The organism is Bacillus sp. S4 (genome assembly GCF_040838205.1).
GTDB classification, from domain to species: domain Bacteria; phylum Bacillota; class Bacilli; order Bacillales; family Bacillaceae_G; genus Bacillus_A; species Bacillus_A cereus_U.
The window spans coordinates 1-5,406 of sequence record NZ_JBFPJI010000227.1 but is presented as its reverse complement, the minus strand read 5'-3'; the positions used below and the strand labels follow the sequence as shown (position 1 = coordinate 5,406).

Below are 5,406 nucleotides of genomic sequence, written 5' to 3'. Positions count from 1 at the left end.
GCTATATTCCATTTCAAATACTTTACTAAAGTTGCGTATAGATGTTTTACCATTTGGTAAGATATGACGGATATGAGTAAACCGCTGCAAAAAGCGATGAACACATTATAAACATCGGAATAACTGATTTGATGAAACCCTTTAAAAAATCCTAACCCTATTAATAAAATAGGTGAAATGATTAATAGTGGAGTGGCAATGATAAGTGCCAGAAGAATCGGTAATAAAAAGAGTAGTACGAAAAAGGCGATAATGATACATGTAAAGTTTAAAACACTTAAGCTCATAACAGAAAATAGTGCGGTGATCATATTTTTGAAGCTGCGTTTATTGTCAGCATTGCTTATTGCATATGAAACATTAAGTTCTTTAGCGATAGTTTTAGGGTTTCCTAGTTTTTTAGAAATTTCTTCTTCAGATTTACCATCCTGTTTACCACTAATAAAATGAGTTTCGTATTCCGAGATAATATCTTTTTTTTCTACATTAGGCATATTCCGCAGGGAAGAACTAAGTTGTTCCAAAAATTCACTTTTGTTCATAACAATCACTTTCCTTTATAAAATGATGAATTACAGCTGAGAATCTTATCTTTTTTATAAACAAACGGCATAATCTTTCTCTATCTTTTGAAAGGGGGGGATACTAATCATAAAGCGTATTCCAATTACTGGGCATTCCAATATTTACAAATATATCATTTAGTAGTGTTCTTTGCAAGGTACTGTAATCTTATTAATACTGTGATTAGATGGAAGTTTTTTGTGCATTTTTAGAGGCGATATAAAAATGTTATTTTAGGATAAATAAAAGGTTGAAAGCGCATTCCCGAATAATTGTCAAAATACTGTCAAATTCATATCGTTGGAAAAATAATGCATTTGTACTATAATGATAAACAAGATATATTACACTATGTTAATTAATGTGGTGAAGTATATAAAGTAAAAATCTTTATTACACACATTATGAAATAAAGGGATGATTAGTTTGAGTACAGGTGTAAAAGCAAACGACGTGAAAACAAAAACAAGAGGAGCAGATCTTGTTGTTGATTGTTTAATTAAACAAGGTGTTACACATGTTTTCGGTATTCCAGGAGCGAAGATTGACTCTGTATTTGATGTACTGCAAGAAAGAGGACCAGAGTTAATTGTTTGTCGTCATGAACAAAACGCAGCATTTATGGCAGCTGCTATTGGTAGATTAACAGGGAAACCGGGTGTATGTCTTGTAACTTCAGGACCAGGAACATCAAATTTAGCGACAGGTCTTGTTACTGCGAATGCGGAGAGTGATCCCGTTGTTGCTTTAGCTGGTGCAGTTCCGCGTACTGATCGATTAAAACGTACGCATCAATCTATGGATAATGCTGCACTATTCGAACCAATCACAAAATATAGCGTAGAAGTAGAGCATCCTGATAATGTGCCAGAAGCACTATCAAATGCATTTCGAAGTGCGACTTCCACAAATCCAGGAGCTACTTTAGTAAGTCTTCCGCAAGACGTTATGACTGCGGAAACGACTGTAGGGTCTATTGGTGCGCTTTCTAAGCCACAGCTTGGAATCGCTCCCACACATGAAATTACATATGTAGTAGAAAAAATAAAATCAGCGAAATTACCAGTTATTTTACTCGGCATGAGAGCGAGCACAAATGAAGTGACGAAAGCGGTTCGTGAATTAATTGCTGATACAGAACTGCCTGTTGTTGAAACATATCAAGCAGCTGGCGCGATTTCACGTGAGTTAGAAGATCATTTCTTCGGCCGCGTTGGATTATTCCGTAACCAACCAGGTGATATTTTACTAGAAGAAGCGGATCTTGTTATTTCTATCGGTTATGATCCAATTGAGTATGATCCGAAATTCTGGAATAAACTTGGGGACAGAACGATTATTCATCTTGATGACCACCAAGCGGATATCGATCATGATTACCAACCAGAGCGTGAATTAATTGGCGATATCGCTTTAACTGTAAATAGCATCGCAGAGAAATTACCGAAACTTGTATTAAATAAGAAATCAGAAGCAGTTTTAGAACGATTACGCTCGAAATTATCAGAGCAAGCAGAAGTTCCAAACCGTGCTTCAGAAGGTGTTACGCATCCACTTCAAGTCATTCGTACACTTCGTTCTTTAATTAGTGACGATACAACCGTTACATGTGACATCGGTTCCCATTCTATTTGGATGGCGAGATGTTTCCGTTCTTATGAGCCACGTAGATTATTATTTAGTAACGGTATGCAAACGTTAGGTGTTGCACTTCCTTGGGCAATTGCCGCTACTTTAGTAGAACCGGGTAAAAAAGTAGTCTCAGTGTCAGGTGACGGTGGTTTCTTATTCTCTTCGATGGAGTTAGAAACAGCGGTACGTTTAAATGCACCGGTTGTACATCTCGTTTGGAGAGACGGTACATATGATATGGTTGCGTTCCAACAAATGATGAAATACGGTAGAACATCAGCTACAGAGTTTGGTGATGTTGATCTTGTGAAATATGCAGAAAGTTTCGGTGCAATAGGTCTTCGTGTTAATACACCAGACGAATTAGAAGGTGTATTGAGAGAAGCGTTAGAAGCAGAAGGCCCTGTCATTGTTGATATTCCAATCGATTACCGTGACAACATTAAGTTAAGTGAAAAACTATTACCAAACCAATTAAACTAATGGGGGCATGAGTGAGATGACTGTTGCGCAATTAATTGATATTGATGCAAAAAGAACGAAAATGAGTAATGAAGTATATCAAACATCTACAATGCTTGCGCTATTAGATGGTATATATGATGGTGTTATTAATTTTGAGGAACTGAAAGAACGTGGTGATTTTGGCATCGGCACATTTGATCAATTAGATGGTGAAATGATTGCGTTTGATAATGAGTTTTACCATTTACGTTCAGATGGTTCAGCGGAAAAAGTAGAACCGGAAGAAACAACACCTTTTGCGACTGTAACGTTTTTTGAAAAAGAAATGAGTTATACGATAGAGCGTCCGATGAATCGTGAAGAAGTGGAAGCATTATTACATGAGTTAATGCCAAGTAAAAACTTATTTTATGGTATTCGAATGGACGGTACGTTCCGTGAAGTTAGAACGAGAACTGTCCCAAGACAAGAAAAACCGTATACGCCGCTCGTTGAAGTGACGAAATCACAACCGATTTTTTCGTTTAAAGATACGGATGGAACGATGGCTGGATTTTGGACACCGGATTACGCGCAAGGTATTGGTGTAGCAGGTTTCCACTTACATTACATTGATGATGAAAGAAGCGGGGGCGGACATGTTTTCGACTATGTTGTAGAAAACTGTACGATCCAAATTTGTCAAAAAGCCCATATGCATTTAGCACTTCCTGAAACAGCTGATTTTATGGCGGCTGAATTATCAAGAGAAAACTTAGAGAATGATATTGCTACCGCGGAAGGTACGGAGTAAAAAGGAATCGAAATTATGTATTCTCTATATAAAGAACCGAAGTCTTGTTCAGGCTTCGGTTTTTATCATTGGTTCGTAATCCTCTCGTGAAATTCCCCTATCCAATTTCACCGCAGGCCTCATTATGTGTAATTTGTAAAATGAAAACTCAATTTTGAAGCAAAAGAAATATAAATTTCTCTCCAAACATATACATCAAAAGGATAGGGGGGATATGATGGAAAACTCCATTACTATTAGTTTATGCATGATTGTAAAAGATGAAGAACAGACTATATCAAAATGCTTAGAGTCGGTCAAAAGTGTTGTGGATGAAATTATTATTGTAGATACAGGTTCAACAGATGCTACAAAAGAGATTGTGAAGAAGTACGATGCGAAAGTTTATGATTTTCAGTGGATTGAAGATTTTTCAGCGGCACGAAATTTTGCATTTTCTAAAGCTACAAAAGAATATATTCTTTGGCTAGACGCAGATGACATAATAGGTACGGATGATGGAAAGAAATTGCTACAGTTAAAACGTACGTTAGATCGTAGTACGGATGCAGTATCTATGAAATATTATTTAACTTTTGATATAGAAGGAAATCCAACACATTCTTTAAGGAGATATCGATTAGTCAACAGAAGTAAAAATTTTCAATGGTATGGATTTGTTCATGAATATTTAGAGGTGTATGGAAATCTTATAAATAGTGATGTAGGGGTAAGTCATAAAAAAGAAAAAGCATATACTAATCGTAATTTGAAAATATATGAAAAACATCTTGAGAGTGGAAAAGAGTTTAGCCCCCGCGATGTGTACTATTATGCAAATGAATGTAAGGATCACGGATTATATGATAAGGCTGTTAAGTGGTATTCAAGGTTTTTAGATGAAGAAAAGGGTTGGGTTGAAGATAATATTCAAGCTTGTTTAAAAAGAGCCGAATGTTATTTTGAATTGGGGGACTTAAAAAAATCTATCCATTCTTGTTTACAATCATTTATGTATGACACACCTAGAGGAGAACTTTGTTGCCACTTAGGACGTGTATTTTTGCAACAAAGTGAATATGCCAAAGCAATATATTGGTACCATGCAGCAATTGACGGACCGCGATCAAAGGATTCTCCATTTGTCCGGGAAGAGTGTCATACATGGTTGCCGCATATTCAACTATGTATTTGTTATGATCGAATAAAAGAATATGAAAAGGCAATTTATCACAACGAACAAGCTGCACAGTTCATACCTAATAATCCGAGTATTGAATATAATAGAAAATATTTTGATGGTTTATTTAAAAAATAGTATTTAATAATACTAGATAATTATTTCGGTTGCTGAGAGGAGTCTGATTCATGCTCACAAGTATAATTATATTAACTCATAATCAATTACAATACACAAAAGAATGCATCCAAAGTATTAGAACTTATACAGTGGAACAAGAGTATGAGTTAATAGTTGTGGACAATGCATCAACAGATGGTACTGTAGAATGGTTACAAAAACAATCGGATATTATACTAGTGGAAAATGCAGAAAATATGGGTTTTCCAAAGGGATGCAACCAGGGAATTAAAAAGGCAAAAGGTGATAATATTCTATTATTAAATAATGATGTGGTCGTAACTAAAAATTGGTTAAGAAACTTAATTCGGTGTTTGTATGAAAACGAAGATACTGGAGCTGTAGGACCCGTCACTAATAATGCTGCTTACTATACTGCTATACAAACCTTTTATAAGGATATTCAAGGGATGCAGAATTTTGCAACTTTATATAATCAAAGTGATAAAAATAAGTGGGAAGAACGTATGAAATTAATAGGATTTTGTATGCTTATAAAAAAATCAGTGTTAGATGAAGTTGGAGTATTAGATGAACGATTTACACCAGGGAATTATGAAGATGATGATTTGTCGTTAAGAATTTTTGAAAAGGGATATAAATTGTATTTATG

At 35.4% G+C, this 5,406-nt stretch carries 5 protein-coding genes; 4 read left to right on the top strand and 1 reads right to left on the bottom strand.

Going from position 1 to position 5,406, the window contains the following annotated elements; all coding sequences use genetic code 11:
* A partial coding sequence (locus tag AB3X48_RS17055; RefSeq protein ID WP_367959754.1) for an HAAS signaling domain-containing protein occupies window positions 1–542 on the bottom strand: 542 nt, incomplete at its 3' end.
* A gap of 448 nt (window positions 543–990) precedes the next feature.
* Between AB3X48_RS17055 and alsS the strand changes: the two genes are divergently transcribed.
* The 4 genes from alsS to AB3X48_RS17035 form a co-directional block, all read left to right on the top strand.
* Window positions 991–2,679: an acetolactate synthase AlsS gene (gene alsS, locus AB3X48_RS17050; RefSeq protein ID WP_088098719.1), complete on the top strand. Its 1,689-nt coding sequence runs from the start codon at window positions 991–993 to the stop codon at window positions 2,677–2,679.
* 16 nt (window positions 2,680–2,695) lie between these two features.
* On the top strand, window positions 2,696–3,454 hold the full coding sequence (gene alsD, locus AB3X48_RS17045; protein ID WP_088098720.1) for an alpha-acetolactate decarboxylase: 759 nt from the start codon (window positions 2,696–2,698) through the stop codon (window positions 3,452–3,454).
* Window positions 3,455–3,671: 217 nt separating this feature from the next.
* Complete coding sequence (locus AB3X48_RS17040) at window positions 3,672–4,751, top strand: tetratricopeptide repeat-containing glycosyltransferase family 2 protein (RefSeq protein WP_088098721.1); 1,080 nt, start codon at window positions 3,672–3,674, stop codon at window positions 4,749–4,751.
* A gap of 50 nt (window positions 4,752–4,801) precedes the next feature.
* Window positions 4,802–5,406: glycosyltransferase family 2 protein (locus AB3X48_RS17035; RefSeq protein ID WP_367959753.1), on the top strand; the 605-nt coding region annotated here is incomplete at its 3' end.

Excerpts from the sequence above, each read along its gene's own strand:
- AB3X48_RS17040 (WP_088098721.1), top strand. The coding sequence starts at position 3,672 with ATGGAAAACTCCATTACTATTAGTTTATGCATGATTGTAAAAGATGAA.
- alsD (WP_088098720.1), top strand. The coding sequence starts at position 2,696 with ATGACTGTTGCGCAATTAATTGATATTGATGCAAAAAGAACGAAAATG.